The following is a 14543-nucleotide window of genomic DNA, read 5'->3' as shown; positions in this document are numbered from 1 at the left end:
GATTAACGCGCGACCTCCGGTGCCGTTCGCCCCGGAGGTCGCGAGCCTCGGATCAGCTGATCATCAGCGGGCCCTCCGGCCCCTGTGGTCAGCCCGCCTGCGGGTCTCCGGGGGTGTACGTGACGTGCACCACCTGGCCGTCCTTGCCGAGGAGACCGAGGTCCTTTCCGTTGACGTACGCGTGCACGGCCCCGCCGTTGCCCAGCACCAGCTTGATCTGCCTGGGGTCGGTGAAGGTCTGGTCCTGGCCGTTGCTGATGTTGTTCTGGAACAGCGACTTGCCGGTGCCGTCCGTCGCCGAGACCCAGCTGGTGCCCTCGGCGACCAGCTTCACGGTGACCTTGTCGGCTGGGACGGCGGCGATCGCGGCGGCGCTCGGCGCGGGCGCCGGCGGCTGGACGGTGGGCGTTTCCACCGGGGCCACCGAGCCGGTCCCGGCGCCGCTGGGCAGCGGCGAGCTGGCCGAGCCGGTGGTGCCGTGCCAGCCCTTGCCGCCGACCAGGTTGAAGCCGATCAGCACGACCACGGCGACGATCGCGGCGACCATGGCGGCCGCCCAGTTCGGCCGGCCGCGGCGGGGCACCTTGATCAGGCCGCTGTCGATCAGCTGGGTCGCCGGGCGCTTGCCGGCGGGCGAGCCGCCGTGCGCGGCGTCGTACCGGGCGACCAGCGCCTCGCCGTCCAGGCCGACCACCCGGGCGATCAGGCGGATGTGCCCCCGGGCGTAGAAGTCGCCGCCGCAGCGGGCGAAATCGTCTTGCTCGATGGCATGGACGATCGGCACCCGCACCCGGGTGGCGGTGCTCACCTGGTCCACCGTGAGTCCCGCGTCGATCCGGGCGGTGGACAACACCCGGCCGATGCTCGGGGCACCGGCCGCCTGCACCATGTCGTCGGTCGGCTCGACGGACGAGCTGGCGTTCTCGCGGTCGGAGGACTTGCCGATGGTCACTGGGCGCGCCTTTCGAGCGGATGGCCACCTGCTGGAGAACAGTCTAGGGGCGTGAGCGGATCGTTTCTCAAGCGGAACGGGTCCGACACCCCGCCGACGGCCCGTCAGCGGAGCCGCGCGGGGAGCCCGGGGTTCGCTTTCCGCCGTGTGACGCGGCGTACGGACGTTCGGTTCCCCACACGGCGCCTACCCTCCTCCGAACGAGTGACGCCTCGCCCAGGACACGGTCCGAGCCCCGCAGGGCCCGGACCGTCAGCCCCGAAGGGTGATCAGCACCCCGTCCAGCTCGTCCGGCTTCACCAGCACGTCGCGGGCCTTGGAGCCCTCACTCGGGCCGACGATCCCCCGCGACTCCATCAGGTCCATCAGCCGGCCCGCCTTGGCGAAACCGACCCGGAGCTTGCGCTGGAGCATCGAGGTCGAGCCGAACTGGGTGGAGACCACCAGCTCGGCCGCCTGGATCAGCAGGTCCAGGTCGTCGCCGATCTCCTCGTCGATCTCCTTCTTCGGCCCGGCCCCGGCCATCACGTCGTCCCGGTAGACGGCGGTCAGCTGGTCCTTGCAGTGCTGCACCACCCTGGCGATCTCCGCCTCGGTGACGAACGCGCCCTGCATGCGGATCGGCTTGCTCGCGCCCATCGGCAGGAAGAGCGCGTCGCCCTTGCCGATCAGCTTCTCCGCGCCGGGCTGGTCCAGGATGACCCGGGAGTCGGCCATCGCGGAGGTCGCGAAGGCCAGCCGGGACGGCACGTTGGCCTTGATCAGGCCGGTGACCACGTCCACCGAGGGCCGCTGGGTGGCGAGCACCAGATGGATGCCGGCCGCGCGGGCCAACTGGGTGATCCGGACCACCGAGTCCTCGACGTCGCGCGGCGCGACCATCATCAGGTCGGCCAGCTCGTCGACGATCACCAGCAGGTACGGGTACGGCCTCAGCTCGCGCTCGCTGCCCAGTGGCGGGGTGACCTTGCCGGCCCGCACCGCCGCGTTGAAGTCGTCCACGTGCCGGAAGCCGAACGCCGCGAGGTCGTCGTAGCGCATGTCCATCTCGCGCACCACCCACTGGAGGGCCTCGGCGGCCTTCTTGGGGTTGGTGATGATCGGCGTGATCAGGTGCGGGATGCCCTCGTACGCGGTCAGCTCGACCCGCTTGGGGTCGACCAGCACCATTCGCACCTCGTCCGGGGTGGCCCGGGCGAGGATCGAGGTGATCAGGCAGTTGATGCAGGACGACTTTCCCGCACCGGTCGCGCCGGCCACCAGGATGTGCGGCATCTTGGCGAGATTGGCCATCACGGTGTGGCCCTCGACGTCCTTGCCCATGCCGACGACCATCGGGTGCGAGTCCTCGGCGGCCGTGCGCGAGCGCAGCAGGTCGCCGAGGTTGACCATCTCGCGGTCCCGGTTGGGGATCTCGATGCCGACCGCGGACTTGCCCGGGATCGGGCTGATGATCCGCACGTCCGGGCTGGCCACCGCGTACGCGATGTTCTTGGCGAGCGCGGTGATCCGCTCCACCTTGACGGCCGGGCCGAGCTCGACCTCGTAGCGGGTGACCGTCGGGCCCCGGGTGAAGCCGGTGACCTTGGCGTCCACCTTGAACTCGGTGAAGGTGCCGGTGAGCTGGGCGACCACCTCGTCGTTGAGGGCGCTGCGGGCCTTGGCCGGGCCGCCGCGCTCCAGCAGGTCGAGCGAGGGCAGCGCATAGGTGACGCCCTCGCCGAGCTGGAGCTGCTCCATCCGCACCGGCGCAGCGCCGTGCTCCTCGGGCGCGCCCGGGCCACCGCTGCGGGCGGCCGGGACGGCGGGCTCCTCCGGCGGGGCGGTGCGGTCCTGCACCTGGTGCATCATGTCCGCCACCGCGGAGGAGGCGGGCACGCCGTAGACCAGCGCGCCGTCCAGGTCGGCGGCCGCGCCGGCGGCGAGGTCGCGGGTGGCGTACGGGTCCAGCGGCTCCTTGTCCAGGGAGATCCGCCCGGCGTCCTCCGGCTCCTCGGTCGGCTTGCGCCGGCGGCGGCGCCGGCGGGCGGCCACCTCGTCCGAGGGGTCGTCACCGTCGGTGTCCACGGTGAACGGCAGCGCGTCGGGGTCTGCGTCCTCCGGCGGGTCGGTGGACAGCTCGCGCTCCGGCGTGCGCCCCCAGTGCTGCTCGTCCTCCGGACCGGGCTCGACCACCCCGAGCCGTATGCCGATCCCCCGCACCCGATCGCCGATCCGGTTGATCGGAGTGGCGGTGACCACCAACAGGCCGAAGAAGGACAGCAGCAGGAGCAGCGGCACGGCGAGCGCCGGCCCGGCGGCGGCCATCATCGGGGTGGACACGGCCCAGCCGATGATCCCGCCGGCCCCCCTTATCCGGGAGGCGCCGCTGCCCATCATGGGCGCGCCGCAGCCGATGTGGACCAGGCCGAGGACGCCGACCAGCAGCGCGCTCAGCCCGATCATGATCCGGCCGTTGGCCTCCGGCAGCTCCGGGTGGCGCCAGAGCCGGATCGCGATCCCGGCCAGCAGGAAGGGCACCAGCACGTCGAGCCGGCCGAACAGCCCGGACACCACGGCGGTGGCCGCCTCGGTCAGCCAGCCGGCGGAGCTGAACCAGGTGCCGGCGGCGACCATCAGTGCGAGCCCGAACAGCAGCAGGCCCACCCCGTCCTTGCGATGGTCGGGGTGGAGGTTCCTGGCACCCCGGAAGATCGCGGCGATCGGGCTCGCCAGGGCGTTGAGCGCGCCCATCAGCACCGACCTGGACGGTTTCGGCGGGGGCGGGGCCGGCTTGGCCGCCGTCTTCTTCGCGGGAGCCGCCTTCTTCGCCGCCGCCTTCTTCGCGGGCGGCTTGCCCGGGGCCTTCGCCGCGGCCTTCTTGGACGGTCCCGGACTCGTCTTACGTGCTGCGTTCCCGGGCGTGCGAGTGGCCATGGGTCAGCAGCCTACCGGGGCGGGCGACCACTGCACACGTGCCCGAGCCCGGGTGCCCGGACGTGTCGCAGACACCCCGTCACCCTGACCGGGTTTCACCCGTTCGCACCCACCGGACCACCCGTACGGGTGAACTGCCGGCAGCGGGTCAGGAACTGCCCGGGCGCATCGCGTCCAGCGCCCGGCGCAGCCCCACGAGCTTGCGCTCCAGGTGCGCGGCGGTGGCGGCCACCCCGGCGTCCTCGGCCCCGTCCAGCTGCTTGCCGAGCGCCTCCGCCTGCTCCTCGACCGCCGCCAGCCGCGCGGACAGCTCGCCCAGCAGCGCCCCGCCGAGGGCCTGCTCGCCGCCGCCCTCCTCCAGTTGCAGGCGCAGCAGCGCCGCCTGCTCCTTCAGCTGGCAGTTCTTCGCGTACAGGTCGACGAAGACGGAGACCTTGGCGCGCAGCACCCACGGGTCGAAGGGCTTGGAGATGTAGTCCACCGCACCGGCCGCGTAGCCGCGGAAGGTGTGGTGCGGGCCGTGGTTGATCGCGGTCAGGAAGATGATCGGGATGTCCCGGGTGCGCTCGCGGCGCTTGATGTGGGCGGCGGTCTCGAAGCCGTCCATCCCCGGCATCTGGACGTCCAGCAGGATCACCGCGAAGTCGTCGGTGAGCAGCGCCTTGAGCGCCTCCTCACCGGAGGCCGCGCGCACCAGCGTCTGGTCCAGGGCCGAGAGGATCGCCTCCAGCGCCAGCAGGTTCTCCGGTCGGTCGTCGACCAGGAGGATCTTGGCCTTCTGCATCAGGGCTCGCCCTCCTGTCGCCTGCCTGCCGCCCGGTGCAGGCACCCGCGTGCTGCCCACCGCTACCCCGGTCATGCTAGCCGCACCCCCTCGTCCGGCACATCGCCCCGTCGTCACCCGATCCGGAGCGGCGCGCAGCCAGTGCTCCGGCGCACGCTCACCAGCGTGTCGCCGTCCGGTCACTGTTCGCAACGATCGGTGACCCTACCCGGTTCCCGGGCCCCGCCGCCAGCAAACCGACCGACCGGCTGGCGTGAACCCCGGGGCCCGGTCCGGGGTTCACGCCTCCCCACGCGGTCACGCGCGGTCCCCGTTCAACCATTCGTGCATCACCGACAGCAGGTGGTCGGTCTCCACCGGCTTGGTGATGTGGTCGGTGGCGCCCGCCTCCAGCGACTTCTCCCGGTCGCCCTTCATCGCCTTGGCGGTCAGCGCGATGATCGGCAGGCCGGCGAACTGGGGCATCCGGCGGATCGCCTCGGTGGTCGCGTAGCCGTCCATCTCCGGCATCATGATGTCCATCAGGACCAGCGCCACGCTCTCGTGCTGCTCCAGCATCTCGATGCCCTCCCGGCCGTTCTCCGCGTACAGGACGGTCAGGCCGTGCTGCTCCAGCACGCTGGTGAGGGCGAACACGTTGCGGACGTCGTCGTCCACGATCAGCACCTGCTGGCCGTCGAAACGCCGGTCCCCGTTGACCGGCCGGAGCTGCACGGGCTCCGCCGCCCGCAGCCCGGCGACGCTCTCCAGGGCGGCACTGCGCCGGCGCTCCACGGCACCGCGGCGGCGTTCCTCGGCCAGCTCGCGGACCTCCTGGGCCCAGTGGTCGGCCGGGTTCTCGCCGACCGGCACCGGCAGGCCCACCGGGGTCACCCCGACCGAGGCGCGCGGCGCCAGGCCGTTCGCCACGGCCGGGCGCGGCTCGCCGACGGGCTCCGGGGCCTCGGTGCGCAGCGGCAGGTAGAGCGTGAAGGTGGAGCCCTTGCCCAGCTCGCTCTCGGCGTGGATCTCGCCGCCGAGCAGCCGGGCGATCTCGCGGCTGATGGACAGGCCGAGGCCGGTGCCGCCGTACTTGCGGCTGGTGGTGCCGTCGGCCTGCTTGAACGCCTCGAAGATCTCCCGCAGCTTGTTGCCGGGGATGCCGATGCCGGTGTCGGAGACCGAGAAGGCGATCAGCTCGTCGTCCGGGTCCTGGATCGAGCCGGACTCCAGCAGCCGCTCGCGCACGTGCTGCGGGGCCTCCCGGCCGGCCGGGCGGATCGAGAAGTCGACGGCTCCGGCGTCGGTGAACTTCACCGCGTTGGAGATCAGGTTGCGCAGCACCTGCTGGAGCCGCTGCTCGTCGGTGTGCAGGGTGACCGGCAGGGCGGGCGAGACCCGGACGGCGAAGTCCAGGTTCTTGTCCAGCGCGACCGGCTGGAAGGTGGCCTCGACGTAGTCGACCAGCTGGACCAGGGCGATCCGGGCCGGGCGGACGTCCATCTTGCCGGCCTCGACCTTGGACAGGTCGAGGATGTCGTTGATCAGCTGGAGCAGGTCGGAGCCCGCGCCGTGGATGGTGTCGGCGAACTCGACCTGCTTGGGCGAGAGGTTGCCCTCGTTGTTGTCGGAGAGCAGCTTGGCCAGGATCAGCAGCGAGTTGAGCGGGGTGCGCAGCTCGTGCGACATGTTGGCGAGGAACTCGCTCTTGTACCGGGAGGCCAGGGCGAGCTGCTCGGCGCGCTCCTCCAGGACCTGCCGGGCCTCCTCGATCTCGCCGTTCTTGATCTCGATGTCGCGGTTCTGCTGGGCGAGTTGCTCGGCCTTCTCCTGCAACTCCTCGTTGGTGCGCTCCAGTTCCTCCTGGCGGGCTTCCAACTCGGCCGACCGCATCGAGAGTTCGGCGGTCAGTCGCTGGGACTCCAGCAACAGGCCCTCGGTCTTGGTGTTGACGCTGATGGTGTTGACGGTGACGCCGATCAGGTCGGCGATCTGGTTCAGGAAGTCCAGCGCGACGGTGGTGAAGGAGCTGAAGGTGGCCAGCTCGATCACGCCCAGCAGCCGGCCCTCGAACAGCACCGGCAGCACCACGATGTGGGCCGGGGAGGCCTCACCGAGCCCGGAGGCGATCTTCAGGTACCCGGGCGGCGCCTCCTTGAGGATGATCGCCCGCTTCTCCACCGCGGCCTGGCCGATCAGCGACTCGCCGGGGCGGAAGGTGGTCGGCATCGCCCGCCGCTGGTAGCCGTAGCTGCCGATCAGGCGCAGCACGGTGTCGTTCTCGTCGTCGTCCTCGGTGATCAGCTCGGCGGTGCGGCCGGCCGGCTGGGCGAGGAAGAAGGCGCCGTGCTGGGCGGAGACCACCGGGGTCAGCTCGGTCATGATCAGCGAGGCCACCGCCTCCAGGTCCCGGCGGCCCTGGAGCAGGCCGGAGATCCGGGCCAGGTTGGTCTTGAGCCAGTCCTGCTCCTGGTTGGTGCGGGTGGTCTCGCGCAGGTTGGCGATCATCTGGTTGATGTTGTCCTTGAGCTCGTCGAGCTCGCCCGCGGCGTCCACGTCGATCCGCAGGCTCAGGTCACCCCTGGTGACCGCGGTGGCGACCTGGGCGATCGCGCGCACCTGCCGGGTCAGGTTGTTGGCCAGCTCGTTCACCGACTCGGTGAGGTCCTGCCAGGTGCCGTCCACGCCGGGCACCCGGGCCTGGCCGCCGAGCCGTCCGTCGGTGCCCACCTCGCGGGCCACCCGGGTCACCTCGTCGGCGAACGCGGAGAGCTGGTCGACCATGGTGTTGATGCTGGTCTTGAGCTGGAGGATCTCGCCGCGCGCGTCGACGTCGATCTTCTGCGAGAGGTCGCCGCGGGCGACCGCGGTGATCACCAGCGCGATGTTCCGCACCTGGCCGGTGAGGTTGTTGGCCATCAGGTTGACGTTGTCGGTCAGGTCCTTCCAGATCCCGGCGACGCCCGGCACGCTCGCCTGACCGCCCAGGGTGCCGTCGGTGCCCACCTCGCGGGCCACCCTGGTGACCTCCACCGCGAAGGAGGAGAGCTGGTCGACCATGGTGTTGAGCGTCGCGGCGAGGGCCGCCACCTCGCCCTGCGCGTCGATGGAGATCTTCTTGGAGAGGTCGCCGCGGGCGACCGCGCCGGCGACCTCGGCGATGTTGCGCACCTGGCCGGTCAGGTTGGACGCCATGAAGTTGACGTTGTCGGTCAGGTCCTTCCAGATGCCCGACACCCCGCGCACCCGGGCCTGGCCGCCCAGGATGCCCTCGGTGCCCACCTCACGGGCCACCCGGGTCACCTCGTCGGCGAACGCCGACAGCTGGTCGACCATGGTGTTGACGGTCGTCACCAGCTCCAGGATCTCGCCCCGGGCGTCGACGGTGATCTTCTTGGAGACGTCGCCGCGCGCCACCGCCGTGGTCACCTCGGCGATGTTCCGGACCTGGCTGGTCAGGTTGTTGGCCATCAGGTTGACGGAGTTGGTCAGGTCCTTCCAGATCCCGGCCACACCGGGCACGCTGGCCTGCCCGCCGAGGATGCCCTCGGTACCGACGTCCCGGGCGACCCGGGTGACCTCGTCCGCGAAGGCGCCCAGCTGGTCCACCATCGTGTTGATGGTGTTCTTCAGCTCCAGGATCTCCCCGCGCGCGTCCACCTGGATCTTCTGCGACAGGTCGCCCTTGGCGACCGCGGTCGTCACCTGGGCGATGTTGCGGACCTGATCGGTGAGGTTGTTCGCCATGAAGTTGACGTTGTCGGTCAGGTCCCGCCAGACCCCGGCCGCCCAGGGCACCTGTGCCTGACCGCCGAGCCGCCCCTCGGTGCCCACCTGGCGGGCCACCCGGGTCACCTGCTCGGCGAAGCCGGAGAGCTGGTCCACCATCGTGTTGATGGTGTTCTTCAGCTCCAGCATCTCGCCGCGCGCGTCCACCTCGATCTTCTGCGAGAGGTCCCCGCGCGCCACCGCCGTGGTCACCTGGGCGATGTTGCGCACCTGACCGGTCAGGTTGTCGGCCATGAAGTTCACCGAGTCGGTCAGGTCCCGCCAGACCCCGGCCACGCCCGGCACCTGGGCCTGCCCGCCGAGCCGGCCCTCCGTCCCCACGTCCCGGGCCACCGCGGTGACTTGGGCGGCGAATCCGTTCAGCTGGTCCACCATCGTGTTGACGGTGTTCTTCAGCTCCAGCATCTCGCCGGCCACCTCGACGGTGACCTTGCGGGACAGGTCGCCCTTGGCCACCGCCGTGGTCACCTGGGCGATGTTGCGCACCTGCGCGGTCAGCCGGCCCGCCATGGTGTTGACCGAGTCCGCCAGGTCCTTCCAACTGCCCGAGACACTGCGGACCTTGGCCTGGCCGCCGAGCTTGCCCTCGGTGCCGACCTCGCGGGCCACCCGGGTCACCTCGTCGGTGAACTCGGAGAGCTGGTCCACCAGCCCGTTGACGGTCCGCCCGATCTTCAGGTACTCGCCGCGCAGCGGGTGGCTCACCCCGTTGCTGTGCAGCGAGCGCAGCTCCATCTTCTGGTCCAGGTCGCCCTCGGCGATCGAGGTCAGCACCCGGCCCACCTCGGCCATCGGGCGGGCCAGGTCGTCGATCAGCGCGTTGCAGTTGTCGACCGCCGCCATCCAGGCGCCCTCGCCCGCGCCGGTCTCCAGCCGCTCGTTCAGCCGGCCCTCGCGGCCCACCGCCCGCCGCACCCGTGCCAGTTCGCCGGTCAGGTGCTGGTTGCGCTCGGCGACCTCGTTGAAAACCGCGGCGATCTCGGCCAGCGGACCGTCCCCGGGGACGGTCAGCCGGCGGCGGAAGTTGCCGTCCCGCATCGCGGTCAGCGCCGACAGCAGCTTGCGCAGCTCGGCGGGCTCCGCGCCACGGTTGTGGCTCGCCCGCCGACCGGCCGCGTTCCGCGGCACGGCCCCGGGGCGCCCACCGCGCGCGGCGGGTGGCGTCGTTCCGGTTGCGTCCTTGGTGGCCGAACTCAACGGGCCCCTCCCACATCGTGAACTGTCCGGTGACCGACCGTGCCGGTGCGGCACGCACCCGGGCACCGGCCCGGCTGGGCTGCGTACCGGCGGCCCGAGACGCGCCGGCACCCACACGACCGTACTGCTCCCACCGGCCGTCGCGGACCCCCCAGTCTGGCAGCACCGGCAGCGGGTGCACCGCCGGTTGTGCTCGGTTCGTACCGCACCGTCCGAAACAGGTGGGCAGAATCACCCTCTGGTGCCTGTTTCGACTCCCCGCCCCCACGGGGAACCAAGCGGAAAGTAGGGTGGAGCGCTGCACCGGGCCACGACCCGACCCAGCGCCGCCGCTCACCCCGACGGCGCGCACGGGGAGTCGGCGCCGCACCCCGGACAGCCAGGGCATGAGCAGCAGAGGAGAAGTGGCAACGTGGTCACCGCGCGCGCAGCCGCCACCTTCGACCCCGACGGCCGGTCCGCGGCCGCCGCGCGGGGTTTCGTCCGGGACGCTCTGCTCGGGTGGGGCCTGCCCGAGGTCGTCGACGACGCGGTCGTGCTGGTCAGCGAGCTCGTCACCAACGCCGTCGTGCACGCCGGCACCGCCGCGGAGGTCTGCTGCCTGCGCGAGGAGGAGAGCGTCCGGATAGAGGTCACCGACCACCACCCCGAGCGCGGCCTGCCCTCGCTCGGTGACGGTCCGGTCACCGCCTCCGACCGCTACGCCGACCCGGACGGCGAGGGCGGCCGCGGCCTGCTGATGTGCTCCGCCCTCGCCGAACGGTGGGGCGTCGAGTACGCGGCCGGCCGCAAGACCGTCTGGTTCCGCCTCCAGCTGCCCGCACACGTGCTCGGCACCCGCTACGCCGTTCCCGCGACCCCCGGCAGCGATCTGCCCAGCGGCCCCGGCCCGGTGCACGTCGCCGTCGTCCAACTCGACGAGGACGGCCGGGTGCTGGCCTGGAACCCGGACGCCGAGGCGCTCTTCCAGTACCCCGCCGCCGCCGTCCTCGGCCGCCCCTGGGCCGACCTCGCGGTCTGGCCGCAGGCCCCCGCCCGAGGCCTCGGCCTGACCGACACCCTGCGGATGGCCCGCTGGGAGGGCGGCTACGGCCTCCGTCTCCAGGACGGCCGCGAGGTCGAGGTGTACGGAGTCCAGGTCCGTCTGCGCGACACCGAGGGCGTCCCCTCCACCCTCTGTCTGCTCGTCCTCGAACCCGACCGCGCGGTGCTGCGCTCCCCCGCCCGCGCCCTGCCCGGCGACCGCCCCGACCCGGCCGGCCCCCGGCTCGACCTGCTGGCCGGCCCGGTCGCCACCGACGACCTCGACACCCTGCTCCAACGCACCGTCGAACGCGCCCGCGACCTGCTCGACGGCGACGCCGCGTACCTGCTGCTCACCACCGACGACGAGGCCGAGTTCGAGGTCCGGGCCGCCACCGGCCTCACCGCCGGACACCGCCGGCACGCCCGCTTCCCGGTCGGGACCGGCAACCGCTACGACTCCGCCCGGCTGCCCTCCGTCCACGAGGACCTCTCCACTCGGCCCACCGGCCTGCCCCTGCTCTCCGACAGCGGCATGCGCTCCCTGGTCACCGTCCCGCTCAAGGTCGAGGGCCGGCTGATCGGCTCCCTCGGCATCGCCGCCGCCGTGCCCGGCCGCTACGACAACGAGGACGCGCTCCGCCTCCAGTTCGCCGCCGACCGGGTCGCCCTGGCCGTCGAGAGCACCCGGCTGACCGAGCTCGAACAGCTCCGCCGCGGCTCGCTCTCCTTCCTGGTCGAGGCCTCCGACCTGCTGGCCGGCACCCTCGAACACGAGCAGACCCTCGCGCTGATGGCCCAGATGGCCGTCCCCACCCTCGCCTCCTGGTGCGCCGTCTACACCACCCCCGACCACGCCTCCCCGGCCCGGCTCGCCTTCGTCCTGCACGAGGACGAGGACCGCATCGACCCACTGCGCGACCTGCTCGGCAAGACCCCCGCCCCGGAGGCCGGCCCCACCCACGGCGTCCGGTTCTGGACGGCCCCCACCGAGACCGCCGAAGCCGGCGGCCTCACCGACGGCACGGAACTCGCCGGACTGCTCGGCGAGACCGTCGTCCTCCCGCTGACCGCCCGCAACCGCGTCATCGGCCTGCTGGTGCTCGGCGTCCCGGCCGGCGTCCGGTTCCGTCAGGAGATCCTCGAACTCGCCGAGGACCTCTCCCGCCGGGCCGCCCTCGCCCTGGACAACTCCCGCCTCTACTCCGAGCGCACCGCCACCAGCCAGGCCCTCCAGCGCAGCCTGCTCCCACCGGACCTGCCGGAGATCCCCGGCGTCGAGGTGGACGTCTACTACCAGGCGGCCGGCGAGGGCAACGAGGTCGGCGGCGACTTCTACGACCTGTTCACCATCCGCGAGGGCACCTACGGCTTCGCCATCGGCGACGTCTGCGGCACCGGCCCCGAGGCCGCCTCGGTCACCGGCCTGGCCCGGCACTCCCTGCGGCTGCTCGCCCGCGAGGGCCTCGACGCCCCGCAGGTGCTGCGCCGGCTCAACGCGGCCATCCTGGACGAGGGTTCGCGCAGCCGCTTCCTCACCCTGCTCTACGGCGAACTGACGCCCCGCCCGGACGGCAGCACCGAACTCTCCCTGGTCTGCGCCGGCCACCCGCTGCCGCTGCGGCTGCGCACCGACGGCCAGGTCGACCGCGCCGCCACCCCGCAGCCGCTGCTCGGCGTCATGGACGACCTCGATCTCACCGCCGAACACCTGGTGCTCGCCCCCGGCGAGGTCCTGCTCTGCGTCACCGACGGGGTCACCGAACGCCGCGAGGGCCGGCGGATGCTGGGCGACGACGGCCTCGCCGAGGTGCTCACCGGCTGCACCGGCCTGACCGCGGGCGCGGTCGCGGCGCGGGTGCAGCGCGCGGTCGAGCGCTTCGCTCCGGAACCGCCGTCCGACGACATGGCGATCCTGACCCTGCGGGTGCCCACCCAGCGCCAGGCGTGAGCGTTCCGCGGCTCGTGCCGTGCTGACGCCGTGCTGACGCAGTCACAAATTGTTATATTCACAAGGGTACAAGCGGGCCGGCCCGGGTAGACCGATCTCACCGGGGAATCCCTCCGGTGGGGACGTGACCAGCGGCTCTCCGCTGGCCCATCACTTCCGATGGCCCATCACTTCCGACCGCAACCCGCGCACGCTCACAGCCGTGTGCCTTCGGTGCGGTCGCGCGCATCCACTCATCGAGACGACACCCACAGCGTCACTGCGCCCTGCGCGCGCCCAGAGTGAAAGGAGCCTCCGGTGAGCAACGACGCTTCCGGGGCAACGAACGCCCGCTCCACCGGAGCCGACGCAGGTAACCTCGGCTACCTCGCGCTCGGACTCACACTGCTCGCCTACGGTCTGCTCTCCACCGGCATCCTGCACGGCGCCGGACTCGGGGACGCGGCCCACCTCACCCACCTGCTCGGCGGCGTCACCCTCTTCATCGCGGGCCTCTGGCAGCTCCGCGGCGGCGAGGGCTTCACCGGAACCGCCTTCACCAGCCTCGGCGCCTTCTGGGCGACCTGGTCCGCGGCCGGCGGGGCGAGCAAGAACGCCGCCGGCCTCTTCCTGCTGCTGTGGGCCCTGCTCGCCCTCACCCTCACCGCCGCGAGCTGGGGCGCGGGCCTGCTCAGCCGCGCCGTCTACGGCCTGCTGACGGTCTCCCTGCTGCTCTCCGCCATCGCCACCTTCGGCGGCTACGGCGGCCTGGCCAAGACCGCCGGCTGGATCGCGGCCGCCTCCGGGCTCGCCGCCTGGTACTGGGCCACCTCCGCGCTGAGCAACGGGTCCTGGGGGAAGGTCGCCCTGCCGGTCAAGTGACCGGTCCGGAACGACCTCGGTCCGACCTCGACCGGAGCTGGGCTCCGCTTCGGCCCGACCTGGGTTCCGATTCGGCTCGACCTGGGTTCAGCCTCGGTTCAACCGACCTGCTCCAGCCGCTCCTCGGCGGTGGTACGGGGCCGGATCTCCGTCCCGGCGGAGGCCCGGCCCCGTCGGCGTGCCACCAACGCCAGCACGGCGTAGGCGAGGAGCAGGATCACCACGGCCACGATGCCGTCCAACCAGAAGTGGTTGGCCGTCACCACCACCACGGCCACCGTCAGCACCGGATGCAGCACCATCACCCATCGCAGCGAACTGCGTGACACCCGGATCACCGCGACCGCCGCCAGCAGGCACCAGGCGACGTGCACCGAGGGCATCGCCGACAACTGGTCGGCCACCACCACACCGCCGACCGCGCCGCCGTACACCGACTGCCCGTACTGGGCGGCCAGGTCCACGAAGCCGCTCTCCGGCAGCATCCGCGGCGGCGCCACCGGGATGAACTGCACCAGCAGGCAGACCGCCGTCGTGATCACCACCGTGTTGCGCACCCACGCGTAGCGGTCCCGGTGCCGCACGAACACCCAGAGCAGGACGCCGAGCATGACGGCGAAGTGCATGACCGCGTAGTAGTAGTTCGCCAGCCTCGCCAGCACCGGGTACGGCGTGACCGCCTTCTGCCAGGAAGCCTCGTCCGGCAGTCCGATCACCTGCTCGGTGTGGTGGATCCAGCTCGCACGGTCCAGCGCGTGGTCCGTACTCATCACCGAGAGGTGCCCGACCAGCTGCCAGAGCGCGAACAGCGCCAACAGCGTGCCGGCCTCCCGCAACAGCGCGGACAGCGCAGGCTTCCGGCCCTTCACCGCCGCGTACGCACCCGCGTAGAGGCCGATGGCGGCGGCCCCGGCGGACTGCCAGTTCAGGGTCAGGTTCTGCATTGGCAGAGGGTAACGCAAAAAGCCCCTTCCCGGGATGGGAAGGGGCTTTTCGGAATAATTGTTCGGCGGCGTCCTACTCTCCCACAGGGTCCCCCCTGCAGTACCATCGGCGCTGTAAGGCTTAGCTTCCGGGTTCGGAATGTAACC

At 71.9% G+C, this 14543-nt stretch carries 7 protein-coding genes and 1 rRNA gene; 2 read left to right on the top strand and 6 right to left on the bottom strand.

The window, feature by feature from the left end; genetic code table 11:
- Window positions 1-88: 88 nt before the first annotated feature.
- From ACIRRH_RS32165 to ACIRRH_RS32150, 4 genes are all read right to left on the bottom strand, one after another.
- On the bottom strand, window positions 89-952 hold the full coding sequence (locus ACIRRH_RS32165) for a helix-turn-helix domain-containing protein (protein ID WP_403074384.1): 864 nt from the start codon (window positions 950-952) through the stop codon (window positions 89-91).
- A 252-nt stretch (window positions 953-1204) separates the two neighbouring features.
- Window positions 1205-3868: a DNA translocase FtsK gene (locus ACIRRH_RS32160; protein ID WP_403074382.1), complete on the bottom strand. Its 2664-nt coding sequence runs from the start codon at window positions 3866-3868 to the stop codon at window positions 1205-1207.
- A 148-nt stretch (window positions 3869-4016) separates the two neighbouring features.
- Window positions 4017-4655, bottom strand: a complete 639-nt coding sequence (locus tag ACIRRH_RS32155; RefSeq protein WP_403074558.1) for a response regulator — start codon at window positions 4653-4655, stop codon at window positions 4017-4019.
- A 294-nt stretch (window positions 4656-4949) separates the two neighbouring features.
- Entirely contained in the window at window positions 4950-9458 is a 4509-nt protein-coding gene (locus tag ACIRRH_RS32150; protein WP_403074556.1) for a HAMP domain-containing protein, read from the bottom strand.
- A gap of 571 nt (window positions 9459-10029) precedes the next feature.
- On the opposite strand from ACIRRH_RS32150, the gene ACIRRH_RS32145 reads away from it, so the two are divergent.
- Both ACIRRH_RS32145 and ACIRRH_RS32140 read left to right on the top strand, forming a co-directional pair.
- Window positions 10030-12591, top strand: coding sequence for a SpoIIE family protein phosphatase (locus tag ACIRRH_RS32145; protein ID WP_403074380.1), 2562 nt, complete (start codon window positions 10030-10032; stop codon window positions 12589-12591).
- 297 nt (window positions 12592-12888) lie between these two features.
- Window positions 12889-13452 (top strand): GPR1/FUN34/YaaH family transporter, encoded by a 564-nt coding sequence (locus ACIRRH_RS32140; protein WP_403074378.1) that lies wholly within the window; start codon window positions 12889-12891, stop codon window positions 13450-13452.
- 98 nt (window positions 13453-13550) lie between these two features.
- Here the strand turns inward: ACIRRH_RS32140 and ACIRRH_RS32135 are convergent, their stop codons facing one another.
- Window positions 13551-14396, bottom strand: a complete 846-nt coding sequence (locus ACIRRH_RS32135; protein ID WP_403074376.1) for a phosphatase PAP2 family protein — start codon at window positions 14394-14396, stop codon at window positions 13551-13553.
- Between the two features lie 60 nt (window positions 14397-14456).
- Window positions 14457-14543, bottom strand: a 5S ribosomal RNA gene (gene rrf / locus ACIRRH_RS32130); the annotation flags it as partial.

The organism is Kitasatospora sp. NPDC101235, from assembly GCF_044767505.1.
Classification (GTDB): domain Bacteria; phylum Actinomycetota; class Actinomycetes; order Streptomycetales; family Streptomycetaceae; genus Kitasatospora.
Note: the sequence above shows the minus strand (reverse complement) of the source record. Positions and strands in the feature narration are given on the sequence as shown.